Consider the following 19,287-nt stretch of genomic DNA (forward strand, 5'->3'; position numbering starts at 1 on the left):
ATCCATCTGAATTTACTACAAATAAAAATTACTGTCTTATCTGATATTTTAAATCTTAAATTACCTTAAAATCTGTGTTGTAAAAAAACCTCATTTCATTAATAATATTTAATATTTGTAAATAAAAGTTAATAAATTTAAGTAATTAAGATATAGAATTCTTAATAAATTTTTACATTTTAGTATTAATTACATTCTATGAAGAGTTTTATTAAAAAATTAATTGGGTAAGATTTGAGATATGAAGAATAAGTTTAAAATATTAAAAGGATTTTTAGCAACAGCATCATTATATGGATCTCTGATTTCAAGCTTTAATGTAGAAGCTACATCAATTTTAACTACTGGAAATAACGTAAGTTTAAGTAGCGGTGCAGGTCTAATAGGAGGATTATTTACTAATGGAGCTACTATTCAAATAGTAGCAAATTTACCAGGATTAACCCCTAAAATATCAGCAGATAAAGCGAATGCTCAAATTGACGGAATAAATACACTAGTTAGCGGTCTTATTTTTGGTGGTGTAGAAGTGAGCCAGAATACACAAATAGGTCCACTTAATGCAACGATAGGTCTTAATCCTAATTTTGGTCCTCTTAAATTTATCGCTGATAATGCAACGGCTACTATTACCGGTGTTGGTAACCAAACATTTACCACCATGGATTTTGCCGGTAAAAATTCTACTTTACAGATTAATGATAACTTAACTATTAATACTACTATAGACAGTACAGGTAGCACAAACGGCACATTAAATTTAGGAAATGGCGTAACTATTACTAAAGATATCGGAGGGACTAACTCTTTAAGTTTGGTAAGTATTAACGGCAGTGGTAACATAAATTTTGGTGGGATTGTTAAAGCAAATGCTATTAATTTAGCAAACGCAGGAGCAAATGTTACTGCAACAGGTTTAGTTACTGGTCCACTAAATTATACGCAAGGAGGTAATTTTACGGTTAATGCAGGTATAGTAGGTAATATAGATTTTAAAAACCAAGCTGGGACATTTACTTTAGCTGACGGTATGAAAATTACCGGTAGTATAAATAGTACCGGTGGGATAAAAGGTACATTAAATGCTGTAGGTGGTACTATTACCGGAACTATTAATAATTTAAATTTATTACAATGTAATGGTGGTACAGGCAAAACACTTAATTTACAAGGTGATGCTATAATAAATACTCTGGTTTTTGCAAATGCTGCTGCTTCTGGAACTGTCAATGCAAGTGGTAAATTAACCCTTAGTGGTCTTACTTTTAACAATAATAACGCAGCGGGTGGTACTTTAATTATTGGTGCAGCAAGTACTATTAACGGATCAATATTAAATGGTATAAAAGGGACAATACAGTTAAACGCTAATTTAACAATTAATGATCCAAGTGCTGGTTCAGTAAATGAAATTGATATAGCAGATAACACCATTTACACGATAGATGCTAAAAACGGTGATGTAGATTTGTTAAATAATGGTGCGAAGATAAATTTCCTAGGAAAAAACTCAGAGCTTGATCTAGTAAATACCGGTAATGCTGATCATAAATTTATGCTATTTGCTAATCTAATTCCTTCTACTACTCAAGATATTTACAGCGTAGTAAGAGTAAGCTCAACAACTAATGGGTTAACTATAGCCAATAACGGTGCGTTTACCATAGGTCAAGATGCTACACATCGTTTGCAGAATTTTATAGTTGATGGTGGCGGTAATATCACAATCGCTCCTACAGTATTTACAAGCTTATTAACTGTAAATAACACTAACCAAGTAACGTTTAACCAACCTTTAAATTTAGGAACAAATGGTCAGGTTATTTATAAAGCAAATGGGACACTCGTCGTAAACGGCGTAACTGGTGCGATTATAACGAATGCCCCTAACCAAGGGACATTAACAATAAATAGTGGTAATATTACAGGTGCTATAGGTGATGCGACTAATTCTTTATTAGCAGTAAATATAGCTGCTAACGGAAACGTAACTTTAGGTGGTACAATTAATGCAACTAGTTTTAATATTAATAATGCTGGTGCTAATATTACCGCTCAAGGGCAAATAACAAGCAATGTATTATATAATCAGTCAGGTACATTAAACATTCAAAATTCTTTAACTAATATTGATTTTAATAACCAAAATGGCGTTCTAAACGTAAATGGTGATGCTACCTTAAGAAATTTTAAAAATGGTACTAATGCTATTCTTAATATTAATAGTGGAACAACAACTACGGAAAATACTATTGTTATTGTAAAAAATATAACAATAGGTAGCGATAGTTCTGCTGCTACTCTTATTATGACTCCAACTAACAATCCTCAAAATATTATAACATTTGGTAGTCAAGGCGGAAAATTAGTAATAAACCAAGCGGCTGGAACAACTCAACTTTTTAGGATCAATTAAAAATGGAAATAAAGGAATTTTAGATCTAAATGTTAATTTAATTGCTAATGATCCAAGCTTTGGAACAATAAATGAAGTTGATATAGCAGATAACACCATTTACACGATAGATGCTAAAAACGGTGATGTAGATTTGTTAAATAATGGTGCGAAGATAAATTTTCTAGGAAAAAACTCAGAGCTTGATCTAGTAAATACTGGTAATGCTGATCATAAATTTACGCTATTTGCTAATCTAATTCCTTCTACTACTCAAGATATTTACGGCATAGTAAGAGTAAGCTCAACAACTAATGGGTTAACTATAGCCAATAACGGTGCGTTTACCATAGGTCAAGATCCTACACATCGTCTGAAAGAATTCATAGTTGATGGCAGTGGTAATATCATAATTAATCCTGCAATATTTACAAGCTTATTAACTGTAAATAACACTAACCAAGTAACGTTTAACCAACCTTTAAATTTAGGAACAAATGGTCAGGTTATTTATAAAGCAAATGGGACACTCGTCGTAAACGGCGTAACTGGTGCGATTATAACGAATGCCCCTAACCAAGGAACATTAACAATAAATAGTGGGAATGTTGCAGGTGCCATAGGTGATGCGACTAATTCTTTATTAGCAGTAAATATCGGAACGAATCCTGTTACTTTCTCATCTAACGTATTCGCACCTGTTAAATTCACTGCTGACAATGTAAATGCAACTATTGCTGGTAGCGGTAATCAAATAATTACTTCTATAGATTTTGCTGGTAAAAATTCTACAATAACAATTAATGATGGTATAAATCTTTCAGGCAGTATCGACAATACCGGAACTGCTGGTAATGGTAAATTAAATATAGGAACCGGTGTAACTATTACTAAAGATATCGGAGGGACTAACTCTTTAAGTTTGGTAAGTATTAATGGCAGTGGTAATATAAATTTTGGCGGAATTGTTAATGCAACTAACATTAATTTAGCAAATGCAAAAGCAAATGTTGTTGTTGCTGGCTTAATTACCGGAACATTAAACTATAATGCAGATGCTACCTTATTTGCTCAAGGCGGTATTAACGGTGGTGTAAATTTTAATAAAAATGGTGGTAATTTCTCTGTATATTCTAATGCTGGTCAGACCTTAACAGCAAATTTTGACAATCTAGATGTAGGAGGAGCATATGGTTCAGTTACTATAAGCCATAATGGAGATAACGCTGGAACAGCTGCTATAATTGATGGTACTGTAGGTGGAACTAACCATATTGCAAATTTCAATATTATAAACGGGAATGAATTTAGTACTAATATTGTTCTAAACGGAGCAATTAATGCAACAAATATCCTGTTTAAGCGTGATGTTGATCAAAATCCTAATTTTACCATAGCTATAAATAATAATATTACAGGTGCAATTCAAAATGTTAGTAATGGTACTAATAATTTTGTGTTGAACATAGCAGATGGAAAAAAGATAACAGGGACTATAGATTCGCAGGGTGTCCTGTCAACAATTATAAATCTTGCAGGTAATAACGAAATTACAGGAGCTATTACAAATGCTACCACTATTAATTTTAATGGTGCAAACATAAAACTTGATTCCACTGTAAATTCTACAAATTTTGTTGTCGCTAATGATGGAGCTAGTGCAATTGTTACTGGTCTTATGACCGGTGATTTAGGATATAATGCAGGAAACAGCAGTGTAACAGCTACTGGTGGGCTTACAGGTAATGTAAATTATAATGATAATAACGGAACATTTACTTTAGGTGATGGTAGCAAGCTTACAGGAACAATAACTAATGGTAATAATGCTACAGTAATTACTTTAGGAAATGGCTCTATTAACGGAGCAATAACTGGCTTAAATACATTAGAGTTTAGCGGTGGTGCGGGTACAAATCTTAATTTAAGTGACACTGTTAACACCAGCATCAACAGTAGTATCACAAATATTACCTATACAAATAGCACTAATCCATCAGGAACAATTAACGTTAATACTGGTTTAACAGCAGGAACTGTAACCTTTAACGCAGGTAATGCAAATGAATGGTGGTACAATTATCATAAATGCACCATCTACAATAGGGCTTGTAGCAAATGCTGCTAACGGCACAATAGTCGTTAATGCTGACTTTACAATTCAAGATCCTAATGCCGGTAATATTGATGAAATAAGAATTAAAGATAAAACCACTTATACAATTGATGCTGTAAATGCTGTAAGTGGTAATATAGATTTATTAGCAAATAACAGACAAATAATATTTGAAGGAGCGGATTCACAGCTAGCTTTAGTAAATAGCAGTAATACAGATGCTAGAACATTTACTTTAAATAATAATCTCAATCCTTCATCGACTCAGGATGGTTACGGGATAGTAAGAGTAAGTACTGCTGGGCAGGATTTAACAATAACAAATAATGGTGGTCCATTTACCATAGGTCAAGATAATGACCATCGTCTGAAAGAATTCATAGTTAGTACTATTGGAACTCCCGGGAATCCTGGAAGTATCACAATTGATAATAATGTGTTTACAAAACTCTTAAGTATGAATAGCACAGGTCAAGTAACATTTACTCAGCCTTTAAATCTACAATTAGACAGTAATATAGCATTTGGTGCAAATGGTATTTTAGTTGTAAATGACACAATCAATTCAGTTACAACATCTGCCCCTAACCAAGGAATGCTAACAATAAATGGTGGTAATGTTACAGGCACTATAGGTACTGACAAAGCTAGCCTAAAGCTTGTAAATATCGGAGCAAATCTTGTTACTTTCTTAGCTGATGTATTTGCACCTGTATTATTAACTGATCAAAATTCGGCTCTAACTTTAGGTAACGGAGTAAAAGTAACAGGTTCAGTAAAAACAAGTAATGATGGAAAAGGGGTATTAACACTTGGAGCAGGTAGTAGTGTTACAGATGGAATAGGTGAAAACGGTGCAGCACTTGCACAAGTAAAAGTTGGTGCAGGAGATAGTAGCCTTGGCGGTGGTATATATTCACAAATTATAACCTTAACAGATAATACATCTGCACTAACGTTACTAGATAGGATTAATTTTGATGGCAGCATAACAAATGAAGCAGATGCCGGAAATGGTCAATTAATATTCGAAAAAGATGGAACAATTACAGGTGGAGTAACAGGTAATAGTTTAACTGAAATCGTATTTAATGGCATTGATACTATAGGCGGTAATGTAAATGCAACAACCTTAACAGTTAATGCTGGGGCAGATGCCACAATAGCAGGGGCTACAACAGTTAATGCATTTTATGATGGAGCAGGAAATTAACATCTACAGGGAATTTTACAGGTGGGGTAGATTTCAAAGGTAAAGGTGGAACATTTACTTTAGGTGACGGCTTTAGTATAGAGGGAATTGTAACAAGCACTGGCAGTGTAGCTGGTACTTTAAATTTTACCTATAATGGTAGAGTAGCTCAAAATATAGGTACTGATGCCGAAAATAGCCCAGCTACTATAAATATATAAGGTGATAATACATCAAAGGTAGTTCTGAAAAATAATGTATTTGCTGAAAATATCAATTTTATAAATGGTGGAAGAATTCAGCTTAGCGGAAATCTAACAACGCCTAATCTTGATTTTAAAACAAATGGCGGTATTTTAGAATTTAGCGGTAATGGTCAATATATCCTAGATGCTATTATAAATGGCAATAATGGCGTATTAAATGTTTTAACTACATTAACGGCTACCAATATAGGTACGCTTAAAACAATTAATATAGGAAACAATTTAGCCTCACAAATTTTTACTATTAAAGAAAATAATCCTAATGTTACTCTTCTAAGTGTAGCAAATAGTAGTATTAACTTTAACAATGCAAATTCAGAATTAGTAATATCTGCTCCAGTAGAACAAACTACTAAATTTGCCGCTAGCTTAGCAGGATTTACCGGTGGCGGTGGTACCGTCTCTTTAGATGGTAGTACTGCAAAATTAACAGTAAGTGGTCAAAATGGAGCAACACTTGGCACAGATGGTAATGCACTTACTGCTTTAAATATTATTGGTAACGTTACAATTAGTGATAATTTAGACGTTCATAATGCCAATAAGTTAAATATTAAAGCTGGAGCAAATCTTACTGATCAAAGCCTAACATCAGCTTTAATTCAAAATATAATTATAGGTGAAGCAGGAGCAAATGGAGCAGCTACTTACGGCTTAGATGCAGAAAGTAAAGATTTTGCTTTAAATAGTGCGAAAATGACATTTGCTAATCCAGATTCTGCTTTAAATCTTCAAAATAGTTCAAATACTACTGATAGAACCATCACTTTAACAGGAATTTTAAGTCCAGGCGGTGATCAGTTTGGTAAAGTACAACTAACAACCGGAAATAATAAGTTAACAATTGATAATGGTGGTAATGCTAATTATACACTTGGCGTTAATGGTCAAAGGTTAAAAGAATTAGATTTTATCAGCACTGGTAATGGTACTATAGATTTAAATGTCGGTATATTTGTTGAGAAGATATCGCTTGGTGTTAATACAATAGAATTAGGAGAAGTAAATGCTGATGTGTATTTCACAAAAGGTACAATTTATTCAGCAACAGGTAATATAAACGGCAAGGTAGATTTTCAAGGTAATGCAGGCACAATAAATCTTGCTGATGGGGTAAATATTAATGGAACTGTAGCAAGCACTGGTATTCAGAATGGTACATTAACTTTCCTAGGTGCAGGACAAGTTACCGATTTAATTACTAATATAGCTATGCTAAAAGCTGGAGCAGGTGATGTATCTTTAACTGCTGGCGGTAATTACTCTATCGGTGAAATTCAAGGTAACGGAAATAATAATATAACTTTTGCAGCAGGCACTAATTTAACTGTAGGCATTAACACAAGCGGCGGTCAGGCTGTAAATCTAGTCTTTACAAATGGTGGTAGTGTTAGCGGCAGCATAGGTTCAAGTGCGGTAGTCGGTAATATTACAGTGCAAGCAGGTAGTGTAAGTTTTGGCAACACTGTTAACAGTGGCAAGGTTATTCTATTAAATGGTGCTACTATAGAGGTTAAGAATAATTTAACTGCTACTGATATTTCTAGCGATAATGCTAATAGCGGTACTTTAAAATTAAATAACCCAGCACCTATTAATATAACATCTACTATTGGGGCTAATAATTCTCTTAATACTATAGAAGTAGCAAATAGCGATGCTATAATTTCAGGTGGTTTAAATGCTCAAAACATTAACTTTTCTAATGCAAACAACCCAGCAACTTTAACTTTAAATGCAGCAAGTAATGTTACAAACGTTACTACAGCAGGAAATAATACTCATACAATAGCAGTAACCGACTTTACAGCAAATGGTGCAATAGGTACTGATACTAATAAATTAAAATCAATAGAGTTACTAGGCAATGGCTTAGTCAATATTAATACTGATAAGTTCTATTCAGGCGTAACTACTGCTAATAACGGACAGGGTAATGTAAAACTTAATATTGATGGTGCTAGTAGTTATGATTTAGGTAGCAGCGGTAAAAGTTTAGCAAGCGTTCAGTTTAGTGGTAATAATACTATCAAAGGTGATCTATATGCTGGCAATGTTAATATTGATGCAGGTAAAACTGTTAATTTTGATCGTGGAACTAATAATACAAATCCTAAGACTTTAAACCTCCCTAACGCCATAGTAGATGGTACACCGCTACCTCGTTCACTTCAATTATTTACTTATTTAACCGATGTTGCGGCAAGTAATTTTAATTTTGCAGATTCTACTTCGTCTGCAGAATTCAAAGACGCTGTTTTAGTAAATGCCCCAATTAATAATGGCGGTACTATAAAATTTGATCAAAATGTTTGGTTCAAAGAAGAAGTTAAAAATGTACAAGCAGGTACTTTAATAGCTGATAAAGCAAAATTAATTTTAACAGCTAACTCAGTGCTGGAGGGTGACCTAAACGTAACAGATGCCATTTTAGATTTAGCAAATTATGAATTAAAACATACGGGAAATGTTACACATAATGGCACATTAAATATTATCACATATTTTGATACGACATTAAAAACAGGTGGACATATATTAGTTGATCAGGATTCAAGTTATGATATGTCCAACATAAATAAAATAATAATCAATGTAGTATCCAGATCAGATACAACTAAAATTACAAAAGGTGATAAGCATCAAATAGTTACTCTTAATGAGGGAGCAACTTTCTCTCCTTATCCTAACAGCGACGTAACTATTAATTCTAGCGATACAGGAAATAAATGGAAAAATTGGGTTAGTGATGGTACTGGATTTGCATTAGTTGCAGATGATGTAGATGGCGGTGACGGTGGTGACGGCGGAGATGGAGGCGATGGAGGTGATGGCGGTAACGGTGGAGATGGAGGTAATGGCTCTGGCGGTTTTGATCCATCTGTAATAAATCCTATAACCAATCCTGTAGCTAGCGGTATAGCAACACAATTAGCTAATAATGTTAAGGATTCTGACACTACTAGTAGTGCTGCTCAATTAAAGAAAGATCTAGAAGCTATGCCTACAAATACCATGATTGAAACGTTAGATCGTTTAGGTCATAGAGTAAATATTACAGAAGTTAGTGAAGGAGTCGGAGAATTTACTAATATGGAACTCCAAAATATATTAACCGATGTTGCTATAAACATGGATAATTTAACCTCAGAAGGAATTTTTGGACGATTAGAAGAATTAGGAGACGAAACTGGACTAAGCGGACTAAATGAACCAAATTCAACTCTTAAAAATAATAATACTAGCGGTAGAAGACGTACTATTAATAGAACTCAAGCCGCAACTGCTGCTTGTGATGAAGATAATATCGGTACTGGCGTTTGGGGTGTACCATTCTATGGCATCGCAACGCAAAAATCTAAAAATGGTGCAAGTGGTTATAAATCCAACACTGGCGGTGGTATAATAGGGATTGATTATGCGTTCGATAATTCTATAGTACTTGGTGCTGCTTATACTAGAGCAGAGAGTAAATTACGCCACAAGAATACTAAAGCTGGTGATAAAACTAAAGCTACAAGTAATATATTCTCTGTTTACGGGCTTTATAACTGGCTACAAAATAACTTATTTGCTGAGTTTATAGGTTCGTATGGTACAAGTAGAATAAAAAATAAGGAAAAACGTATTACTTCTACAGGTAATCAAACTGCTATAGGACAATTTACCAATAGTTTTTATAGTGGTGAATTACTTGGAGGTTATAATTATATTATACCTAACTCTAACCTTACAACTCTAACTCCTATGCTTGGAATTCGTTATGCTACATTTAAAAATAGCAGCTATAACGAAAACAATACTACTTTCCAAAATTTATCAGTTAGAAGAAATTCATATAATAAATTTGAGGGGATAATTGGATTAAAAGGTACAACTAATTTCCTTGTAGAAAATATAATACTAAAACCTGAGTTACATGGCTTTATAAATTATAACTTTAACCATAAATCACCTAATATCAACGCATATCTTGATGGAAATGACGAGCTGCTTACAACAATTGGATTTAAACCAGCAAAAATTCTTTATAATGTAGGTTGTGGTGTTTCAACTAGATATAATATGTTAGAACTAGGTATTAGATATAACCTATCTCTTGCAAAGAAATATATTGCTAACCAAGGTTCTTTAAAAATTAAAGTAAATTTATAGATTAATATTGACTTCCTCACATAATCTCACATAGTAGCTATGTGAGATTATAAATGAGCCTGCAAAATTTTCGTATTCATAAAAGACTAAGTTTAAATCCTGAAACAGTTGAAGAAATATATGCAATAATTTCTGAAGTCGAGGGCGTAAAAAATAGTTGGCAAATTACTAAGCAACTTTTGCCTCAAACAATAGAGCGTTTGACTCGCTGTGTAATTATAACCTCTACAGGTTCTTCTAACCGTATTGAAGGAAATAAACTTACCGATAATCAAGTAGAAAATCTTTATAAAAATTTAGATGTTCAAAAATTTAAAACACGTGATGAGCAGGAAATAGCAGGATACTTACAATGCCTTGAATTGATTTTTAATAATTATGATGAAATACATATTACAAAGTCATTTATATTAAAACTACATAATGATATGTTAATTTATAGCGATAAAGATATACGTCATAAAGGTAATTATAAATTTGCATCAAATCGTGTAGAAGCAAAAGACTATGATGGTAATATAGTGGGTGTGATATTTGAACCGACACCACCATATTTAGTTAAAAAAGAAATGCAAGAGCTAATAGATTGGTATAATTTAGCTGTTAAAGATAAAGCTAAACATCCACTCATACTTATTGCTAATTTTATTTTTGAGTATTTAGCAATTCATCCATTTCAAGATGGTAATGGGCGGACAAGTAGATTATTAACAAATTTATTACTTTTAAAACATGGTTATTTATTTACTCAAATCGTCTCTCATGAGCGTATTATTGAAGAAAATAAAGTAGATTATTATAAGGCACTTAATAAAACACAAAGTCATTGGAAAAAGGAAGCAGAGGATATTACAGCTTGGTTAAAGTTTTTCTTAAATGTAGTTAAATTACAAAGCACTAAAGCTTTACAAATAATTAAAGAGGATAATATAGAGTATTTATTATCGGAAAAACAATTATTATTATGGAATTGGATTAACAAAGAAAATAAAGAGTTTAGTCGAAAAGATGCTGTAAGTGCATTAAATTTTCCAGAAAGAACAGTTGAGTCTATTATAAAAAAATTAGTTGATTTAAAACGTTTAAAATCTATTGGTCAAGGAAAAGCCACACGTTATAAGCTTAAGTAAATACGTATAAAAGACTAAGTTTAAATCCTGAAACAGTTGAAGCTATATTAAGTTAAATATTTGCGTTATGTTATTGTAAATAAATAGATTTCCGTAACGTCCCCACTCTATTACAGTATTTAATATATTTGTAAGCTCTTCATTCTTATATTCCTTTCTTAAGTGACTAATAAGAGTTTGCTTTTTCATTTGGCTTTTAGATTCTTGTAAAATACGCCTAATAGAAGCAGCTACGGGAATATATTCAATCAAATGTCTACCAAAGATTTTTCTTCTTTCTTCTGCATCCCCATCAAGGAACACCCTACCCGCTCCGGTAATATGTACATCACTATTTTGGATTTCAATAAACTGAAAAAGTTGCAAAGCTCCTAAAATGCTAAAGAAATTATCAGATGATATATTTAACGACTTAGCTAAGGTAGCAAGGCTAGCCTGACCGCTATATGGCTTAGATATCAAAATTTCCATCATTCGTTCCATATTATAAGGCTCGGCAGCATGAATCGACATAATATCAGCACTGTTAGATTTTAAATTAATCTTCATCAAATCGTAAATTCTATTTACAAGACAAGTGAATTCTTTACTCAAACGATCACGTGGATGCGGCAAAGTAATAGGGATTTCTGCTATAATCTTACCGGGATTTGAAGATAATACCATAACTCTATCACATAAAAATATTGCTTCTTCTATATTATGCGTTACTAATAATATAGATTTTAATGATATAGTTTTTTCTGACCATAAATCTAATAAATCTGTTTTTAATGCTTGACCGGTTAAAATATCCAAAGCAGAAAACGCTTCATCCATAAGTAAAATCTCAGGTTCAACTGCAAGCGATCTTGCAATCCCTACACGCTGTTTCATACCTCCTGAAATTTCTTTTGGGTAATTATGTTCATATCCGCTAAGCCCTATTATATTTAAAGCGTTTATGGCTTTTTTTCTTACTTCGTCTGATGGTAAATTTTTTGCTTTTAAGCCAAGTTCAATATTTTCAAGTACTGTAAGCCACGGGAAAAGAGCAAAATTTTGAAATACCATAGAAATTTCCTCTATTGGTTCTTCAATTTTTTTGCTATTAAATATTACTTCCTCACTTGTAGGGGGTACTAATGCCGATAATATCCGCAGTAAAGTAGATTTACCTGAACCAGATTTACCAAGCAACCCAACAATTTCTTTTTCATAAAGAGTAAAATTAATATTGTCCAAAATTTTAACTTCATTACCTGACGGAGCAATAAAACTTTTATTTATTTCCTTTAAAATCAATATTTCTTTATTGGTCATAGGATTATTTCTATTAATTAGGTAACTTCAAAATCGTCATTGCGAGAAGAAACTGAAAGTTTCGACGAAGCAATCTCATTAAGCATCCTGAGATTGCCACGTCGCTTCACTCCTCGCAATGACGTGGTATAAAACAACATCTAACTTAACTTACTCTTACTTACCGACAAATTATATAACGGACGCCATACCAAACGGCTTATAACTATAACATATAGAGACATTACCACTACCCCAATAGCTACTCGGCTGTAATCACTAGCATTTGTAATATACGAACCAAGACCAATTGCAGAAATACGCACATTTCCCCAAGATACTATTTCTGCTACTATACTTGCATTCCAAGCTCCTCCATAAGCTGTTATAACGCCAGTAACTATATGAGGGAAAATTCCAGGTAATATAATATTTTTCCACCATAGCCATCCTTTAACACGAAATATATTAGCTGATTCTTTTAAATCAGCAGGAAATGCCGAAGTTCCAGCTATAACATTAAAGAGAATATACCATTGAGTGCCAAGTATCATAAGAAAACTCAAAGCTATGTTGGGATTGAGATTATAGTGCGAAATAAAAATAACCACGAAAGGAAATAAAAAATTAGCAGGAAATGCTGAAGCAATCTGTATTACAGGCATCATTTTTGCGGTATAGCTACTATTTAATCCGATAAATACACCGATAGGTACCCATATAATAATAGCTAAAATGACCATAGCAATTACTCTTAGTAGAGTAAAAAAGCCTAATTTTATTACTAATAAAAACTCCGATAAACTAATTGCTGTTTTAGCAAAGCCATAGCATTTATTTGCAGCATATATTGCTAAACAAGCTAAACACCCATACCATAGGATAGCTATAAGTAAATTTGGTATTGGTTTTATAAAAATAATATAGAGCTTAGATAAAAGATTTGAGATAATTTTGGTTATATTATTAATAAAAAAATTACATGGTATGAATATAATAGAGATAATTTTTGCTATATATTATGGTGATAAAATTTGTCTTTTTAAATAAATCCATAACCATGGATTTAGGTGTACAAGCTTTTACTATATTCTCATAACGAAATTTATCTGCCCACACAATTAACGGACGAAATATAATTTGATCATATAATATAATTACTATAAACATAGTGATTACAGAATAGATTATAGAAATTATATCTTTCTCATATATCGCTTTAGCTATATACGAACCAATACCAGGTACACTAATTGTATTCCCGCCTATTACTACAGTCTCTGATGCTACGAGAAAAAACCAACCACCAGACATCGACATCATGCTATTCCAAATTAGCCCTTGTGTGGCAAAAGGCAATTCAAGCTTTAAAAATTTTTTCAGCGGTGAAAGTTTAAATATATTACTTGCTTCGACTAAATCATTCGGGATAGTTTTAAGTGATTGGTAAAAGCTAAAGGCTATATTAGGCACTTGGTTAGTAAATGTAGCAAATATTACCGCACATTCTATACCTAAACTACTATTTGGAAATATTGATACAAACCATGTAACAGTAAATGTTAAAAAGCCTAATATCGGTACAGATTGAAAGATATCTAATATTGGTATTAAAATATTTTCTGCTGTTTTATATTTTGCGGCAATAGTCCCGTATATTATAGCAGTTATCAGCGAAATAATAATCGCTATAAACATTCGTAATGTAGTTTGCAGCGTATATTCTAATAAATGGATTGGATCTAAATATATTTCGTTTTTTGCAATAGCCACAATGGATGAATCCATTTCATGCAGCCCCTTACCTATTGCAAATATAATCCCGCATATAATCAATATTATACATAGATCCCAAATGTTAAACGAGCCTCTATGAAAATTGTTTTTATATATATGCATGTGCTTTGCTTTGAAAATTAGAAAACGTCATTGCAAGAAGAAACTGCAAGTTTTGTACGTACGCAATCTCAGGATGCTTAACGAGATTGCCACGGCGATGCTACGCATCTCCTCGCAATGACGACAAAAAACACTTTACTCCAAACGTTCAATATATGTAATAGCCTTATTAAGATCATATTGATTAACCGCGAAAGGACCACGGAAAGGTTTATCTAATATAAATAATAAGAAAATCATAGAACCGGAGGTTATACAAACTAACATGACTGAAATTTTATGCAAGTAGACCCTAATCCCAAGCATACAAACAAAAATTAGGTTAATAGTAGTCATAATAAATACGACTACCCAATATTGAACATTTAAGGAAAAATAAGACATTTTAATCCTATTATACCTGATGGTATAAAGCTCTTTGATCTCTTTAACTATTTCTTTTTTAATAAATAATTGCATCTGATCATTTACTTTATAATCTTTAAGACGACTAGTAATATCTTGCAGAAAACTAAGTGCTTCATGACCGATTTTTTTACCATCCCTCATTAACTGCCATTCACGCCCTACTACATCTTGTGCATAATTTTTAATATCTGCATAAATTGCAGGCTTCATCTCGTGGGGAAGCCAACTAACACTATCTGCAAGCCTCATTAATATTGTAGATTCGGTTGCCACTACTTCTTGAGCTTTATTAAAATTACCAAGCAGATATATTAATACAAAACCGGTTGATACTGCATACATGCTTCCTACTACACCTGATAAAAATCCTCCAAGGCTGCCTAATTCTTCTCTTTGGAAATTAGTTGGGATGATATATTTAGAGAGATATAAGCATATACTGCAAAACCCCATTAAAATAATGTTGATTATAAGAAATAAGACAATATTAGGAATGTTATAAATAAAATCAATTATCTGTTCAGGCATAGAATAATATTTATGTTTGTATCATTTTAAATAATTAGCTGCTATACAATGTCATTCCCGCAAAAGCGGGAATCCAGCATAAAGCGAGATAAATCGAGCTTTTATTTTAAAAAATTTACTGTATTTAGACTTTTTTCCTAGATTCCCGCTTTTGCACAGTAGTGTCCGGAGAAAAAATAAACGTTATTATTATTAGGTTTTTTCGTCATTGCGAGAAGAATTACAAAGTAATAAGGGCGAAGCAAGGAAGTAAAAAAATGCTAAAATTAGTTATTTTTTACTATTTTTCTGGATTGCCACGCGGTCTACGACCGCTCGCAATGACGGTTTTAATAATACTCCAATTTTCTCCGGACACTACTGCACTTTCGCGGGAATGACATAGGAGTCATGCAACAACACCGGACAAGCCTTATAAGAAAACTATTATGCATAATAAATCATCCTTTATTTAGACCTCCACTTCCTCCAAGGTTATTGTAGAATCGGCAAGCTTAGTAATTTTCTCAATCTTCAAACGGGCTTCTTTAAGTTTCTTTTCACAGTGATTTTTAAGCAAAATACCACGCTCAAAACTATTAACTGCCGCTTCTAAAGTCTCTTGCCCGTTATCTATTTTTTTTACAATTTCTTCAAGTTCGCTTAAAGCTTCTTCAAAACTAATATTTTCGTCTAAATTTTTATTGGTAGTCATGTGTTTTTATTTTTAATGGTTAACTAAATTAGTTTCTTCTGTAGTTGTTTGCTGAGGTATTAGCAATTTTTTTAATTCACTACTATTAAAGGTCTTTTTAGGAGCAAACATATTTCCTTGTATTTTCAAACTAAGATTGCTTAAAATACTTTTATCTGCATTAGAACTAGTATTTTTTGGATCAGATTTAACAAGGCTAGACGGAATATAAAAAGATAGAATATTAGATGAATCCATATCAAAATTATATATATTAACTGCGAAAGATGCAGCCCCTGTACTATATTGCGTGACAAAATTTATATCTTTTAAAAGAGCAATGCCTTTTTGTAAGTCAATATTACCACTTATACCCGTAATTCTTTGTTGTCCTGTCGTTATAGCACTATTTATATCTTTATCAAGATTCGATGCATTATAATCATAATTATTAATTTTCTGTATGAAAGAATCAATATTAAAGTTATTAACCGTGATAACATTTATAGCAAATTGTGATTTACTAGTAAGGTTATATAGTTGATTTTGCAGAGTATTGCCGTTAGTGGAAAAACTACCGCTAATACTTATTTCACCTTCTGAAGCAGCAAATATTTTAGGTAAGAGTGCTGAAGCCTTATCTAAATCTATAGTATTTAATGCATATACAAAATTAAGAGAGTAAGGATCTAACAAAATATTACCACTACCTTGCAATTTACCACCTAATAGTTCTGCTTCAATATTATTGAATTGTAGTAAATTATTATTATTTACTGCATAGAATTTAACATTTTTTAGTACTAAATCATTTTGCGACAAGCTAGATAAATTACCATATATTTGTAACGTAACTTTATCTAAACTATAATCATTTACTAATTTATTTCTTAAATCAAGTAACTTTGCAGGTGATAATAAATCAGTACTTAAACTACCATCTTTAATTTCGACAGTTAGAGATGGTAATACGCTAGAAGCATCCAAATTCCAGCTAGTTGATAAGTAGCTATTATTTGTTTTTAAATCTAGATTACTAATTTTTACACTAGCTGGTGAAATTTTAGCAAGTAGATTCATCTTATCAAAGATTTGATCATTATATTTAACACCATCTACTAAAATATCTAAATTAATTGTATAAGGATTTGTTCTAATTGGGATAAATTTACTTGGATAATCTAGGCTCTTCATATCCTTAGTCAAGCCTTGCACAAATTCGATAAAAGGTGAAATTACTGGATAACTATTTTTTGTTAAATCAAGCGAAGATATACTAAGTGTAGCATTTAAATGAGGTGTTTGAGCAATAAATTTACCAGAAAAATTCCCTGATAAACTTAAATTATCTGTTTTTAGCAATAAATCTTTAAAAAATAAATCTATTAAGGTTAGTTTTAACTCAGACGATAGAGTAAATGGTATAGCATCTTTAACTGTGATATCAGCAAATCCTAATATATTTAGTAACGAATTAAAATCGTTATGCTTTAAATATATTTGTCCATCAAACATACTTCTAATAGAATTCTGCGTTACATTACCTAGAAGCTTGAACTCACCATCTGGTTTAATACTTCCTAAACATTCATCTATTTTTAAAGTACCTTTTGATAAGCTAGAAGTAAACGTTACTTTCTCTAATGTATTATTATTACTTAAAATTACTTCATCAATTACAATATTGATTTTAAGCAACTTATCAGCAAAAATAAATCTAATATTCGATGGAGCAGTATTAAATGTTACCGGAGCATTTGAAGAAACTATTGAATTTAAATCTATTTTAGAAAAATTTAAATTAACAGTACCAGTAGTATTATCATTTTTAGCAATGTTAATAGCACCACCCCCCGTAATAAATGGTGATTCTACAACTATATCTTTTAGCTCTACTGCATCTTCTGAATTTAAAATGTTAAACTTAACATTTACTACACTTGTTTGATTCAGCTTATTTAAAATATGGCTTAAATCCGGTAGTATGTTATACATTGCTAACGCTAGGTTTTTGATATTATATTCACCATTACCGCTATCAAGTTTAGAATCCTTATAAACTTGCGACAATTTAAAATTATAATCTTTATTATCAATATCAAAGCTAAACTTTACTATATTCTCACTCTTATTAATTGAGCCTGAAATTATGCCTAACTCGTTATTTGTAGTTTTAAATATATAATTAGATGCTAAATTTTCCTTTTTTAATGAACAATTAGAAAAATTTAAAATGGAATAATCTTGTTTATTAATAATATTGAGGTTTGTAATATTAAGATTTATATTTTGCAGTTTATATTTAAAAAACTTATCTATTAGCTCTTCATTATTATAAATATTGAGCATCTTAGAATCTGCATAGATCTTAGCGTCTAATATTTCTAACCTACTAATTTGAGGGCTAAGTTTTATAAGTGACCAGACTGAGAAATAGACTTTAACTTCTTCTAAATCTACTTTTCCCTCTTCCTTTATTGATTCAATGGCTAAATAAGGTATTGGGAATTTATTTATTTTTATTTTTCCGATATTCTCATTGGCAATTCCTAAGCGATTAGTGAAATTACTCGCAACAGAATTATAATTAACTAGAGACAATGCACCAAAAAAAAGAAATAGTAATAAGGAGCAAGAAATTATTATGCCAGCAATTATTTTTTTTATCATATCTATAAAAAATTATTTAAATATATTATTATATATAACTAGCAAAATTTAAAGGTAAATTAATGAATTCCTTAGAAAATTTAATTCTAGTCGGTGTAATAAAATCATGTCATGGGATTAAAGGACATGTAATTTTAAGATCTTTTACCGATCCTGCTATAAAAATAACTGAAAGGGAATTAGTAAACGAATCAGGTGAGAAAGTAAATATTAATCTAATTAAACAAAATTCTAAAGGTGAATTAATTTGCCAATTTAATGATATATCTACTCGCAATGAAGCAGAAAATTTAAAAGGCTATAAATTATTTTGTTTACGTTCAAGTTTGCCAAAACTAAAAGAAGACGAGTTTTATATAACCGATTTAAATAATTTATCAGTATTAGACAGTAACCATACTGAAATCGGTAAAATTAAAAATATCCTCAATTTTGGTGCTGGTGATATAATAGAAGTAGAATTTTTAGATAAAACAACCGAATTATTACCTTTCAACAAAGATTTCTTTCCCGCTATAACTAAGGATTATGCCATTTTAAATTATAAGAGGGATGAATGATAATGTCATTGCGA

The 19,287-nt window shown here is 31.6% G+C and carries 12 protein-coding genes; 6 read left to right on the forward strand and 6 right to left on the reverse strand.

Annotated elements, in window-relative coordinates:
- Positions 1 to 241 precede the first annotated feature (241 nt).
- From AAGD49_RS04620 to AAGD49_RS04640, 5 genes are all read left to right on the forward strand, one after another.
- Positions 242 to 2,416 carry a hypothetical protein gene (locus AAGD49_RS04620; RefSeq protein ID WP_341788120.1) on the forward strand — a complete coding sequence of 725 codons (2,175 nt, stop codon included), beginning with the start codon at positions 242 to 244 and terminating at the stop codon, positions 2,414 to 2,416.
- Positions 2,417 to 2,549: 133 nt separating this feature from the next.
- Positions 2,550 to 4,523: a hypothetical protein gene (locus AAGD49_RS04625; protein WP_341788121.1), complete on the forward strand. Its 1,974-nt coding sequence runs from the start codon at positions 2,550 to 2,552 to the stop codon at positions 4,521 to 4,523.
- Complete coding sequence (locus AAGD49_RS04630; RefSeq protein WP_341788122.1) at positions 4,459 to 5,724, forward strand: hypothetical protein; 1,266 nt, start codon at positions 4,459 to 4,461, stop codon at positions 5,722 to 5,724. The genes AAGD49_RS04625 and AAGD49_RS04630 overlap by 65 nt, the downstream gene beginning before the upstream one ends.
- A 941-nt stretch (positions 5,725 to 6,665) precedes the next feature.
- Positions 6,666 to 10,124: an autotransporter domain-containing protein gene (locus AAGD49_RS04635; RefSeq protein WP_341788123.1), complete on the forward strand. Its 3,459-nt coding sequence runs from the start codon at positions 6,666 to 6,668 to the stop codon at positions 10,122 to 10,124.
- Positions 10,125 to 10,177: 53 nt separating this feature from the next.
- Positions 10,178 to 11,254, forward strand: coding sequence for a Fic family protein (locus AAGD49_RS04640; protein WP_341788125.1), 1,077 nt, complete (start codon positions 10,178 to 10,180; stop codon positions 11,252 to 11,254).
- A 42-nt stretch (positions 11,255 to 11,296) separates the two neighbouring features.
- On the opposite strand, the gene AAGD49_RS04645 is transcribed toward AAGD49_RS04640, so the two are convergent.
- The 6 genes from AAGD49_RS04645 to AAGD49_RS04670 all read right to left on the reverse strand — a co-directional run bounded on the left by AAGD49_RS04645 (position 11,297) and on the right by AAGD49_RS04670 (position 18,713).
- Positions 11,297 to 12,556, reverse strand: coding sequence for a nitrate/sulfonate/bicarbonate ABC transporter ATP-binding protein (locus AAGD49_RS04645; protein WP_341788126.1), 1,260 nt, complete (start codon positions 12,554 to 12,556; stop codon positions 11,297 to 11,299).
- 140 nt (positions 12,557 to 12,696) lie between these two features.
- Entirely contained in the window at positions 12,697 to 13,278 is a 582-nt protein-coding gene (locus AAGD49_RS04650; RefSeq protein WP_341788128.1) for an ABC transporter permease subunit, read from the reverse strand.
- Between the two features lie 235 nt (positions 13,279 to 13,513).
- Positions 13,514 to 14,434, reverse strand: coding sequence for an ABC transporter permease subunit (locus AAGD49_RS04655; RefSeq protein ID WP_341788129.1), 921 nt, complete (start codon positions 14,432 to 14,434; stop codon positions 13,514 to 13,516).
- Positions 14,435 to 14,569: 135 nt separating this feature from the next.
- Positions 14,570 to 15,295 carry a DUF4239 domain-containing protein gene (locus AAGD49_RS04660; protein ID WP_341789228.1) on the reverse strand — a complete coding sequence of 242 codons (726 nt, stop codon included), beginning with the start codon at positions 15,293 to 15,295 and terminating at the stop codon, positions 14,570 to 14,572.
- Positions 15,296 to 15,821: 526 nt separating this feature from the next.
- Entirely contained in the window at positions 15,822 to 16,064 is a 243-nt protein-coding gene (locus AAGD49_RS04665) for an exodeoxyribonuclease VII small subunit (RefSeq protein WP_011477434.1), read from the reverse strand.
- A gap of 12 nt (positions 16,065 to 16,076) precedes the next feature.
- Positions 16,077 to 18,713: an AsmA-like C-terminal region-containing protein gene (locus AAGD49_RS04670; protein WP_341788132.1), complete on the reverse strand. Its 2,637-nt coding sequence runs from the start codon at positions 18,711 to 18,713 to the stop codon at positions 16,077 to 16,079.
- Between the two features lie 62 nt (positions 18,714 to 18,775).
- On the opposite strand from AAGD49_RS04670, the gene rimM reads away from it, so the two are divergent.
- Positions 18,776 to 19,273: a ribosome maturation factor RimM gene (rimM, locus tag AAGD49_RS04675; protein WP_341788133.1), complete on the forward strand. Its 498-nt coding sequence runs from the start codon at positions 18,776 to 18,778 to the stop codon at positions 19,271 to 19,273.
- The last annotated feature ends 14 nt before the right edge of the window (positions 19,274 to 19,287 follow it).

It is taken from the genome of Rickettsia endosymbiont of Lasioglossum villosulum (assembly GCF_964026455.1).
Taxonomy (GTDB): domain Bacteria; phylum Pseudomonadota; class Alphaproteobacteria; order Rickettsiales; family Rickettsiaceae; genus Rickettsia.